The sequence below is a fragment of the Paenibacillus sp. NRS-1781 genome, from assembly GCF_050467745.1.
Lineage (GTDB): Bacteria > Bacillota > Bacilli > Paenibacillales > Paenibacillaceae > Paenibacillus > Paenibacillus terrae_A.
Genome location: NZ_JBITPI010000104.1, coordinates 1 through 850, shown reverse-complemented (window position 1 = coordinate 850; position 850 = coordinate 1). Strand labels below are relative to the sequence as shown.

The window sequence follows — 850 nt, the reverse complement described above, 5'->3', positions numbered from 1 at the left end:
GATCTTTCCCATTCTTTATTGCATACTTAACATTTTTCTCTGAAGCTATTTCTTTGGATATTTGAACTATAAAATTTTCAAGAATACTGATTAACATTGATAAAATTGATGAGTAATTGTATTCGCTGAAGTATTCAGTATCTGGTAGACCTATTTCTGAATGAATATCATATTCTTCAGCGGATGAATCTTTATTAGAAAGGAGCTTTTCAAGATACTCATTTGTTGTAGCTATATATTCATCACAATATCTTTTTGAGTATTCTAAGTATCTGTTTAAACTTGCGAATCGGTATTCAAAAATGATAAACGGTTCACTTACATATTCCAAAGCCTGATAGTATTGACTAAATGCTAGAATATTAAAATTGGGATCAAAAGTAGAATCTATCTTGTGTCCCTTTAATAATTGATACTTTTCTTTTGTAAAATCGAAATATTCCTGCTTCATTAATAAACCTCATATGAATTAGATTTTTTATTCTACTTTTACCAATAAAAACTTTTCTCCAAACCCGCCACGCTTCTTCTTTTTTTCCAACCTTACTAGTTCAAACTCTTCAATGCTAATTCCCTTATTATCCAATATAGCATATACGACCTCGACCAAATCAGCCAATTCAGCTACTTGGTCTTTTTCTACTGCCGTGATATACTCATACAATTCCTCTTGAATCTTCACATCAAGCATTTTCTTATATTCTGCGTCATCAAGCACTCGCATCTCAGCTTTCTTCCCTGATGCTTCAATAATCACTGGAATCTTATCCCGAACCAACTTGTTATATTCCTTCATCAGTAATCCCCTCCCCAATATCAACCCTGACATGAAATCCAAAACTTTCTGACC

General features: G+C 32.5%; 2 protein-coding genes. Both read right to left on the bottom strand.

Annotated elements, in window-relative coordinates:
- Positions 1-451, bottom strand: a 451-nt coding sequence (locus ACIFO6_RS24095; RefSeq protein WP_430044578.1) for a hypothetical protein, incomplete at its 3' end; no start/stop codon positions are given.
- A gap of 27 nt (positions 452-478) precedes the next feature.
- On the bottom strand, positions 479-850 hold a 372-nt coding region (locus ACIFO6_RS24090), incomplete at its 5' end, for a nucleoside triphosphate pyrophosphohydrolase (protein ID WP_430044576.1).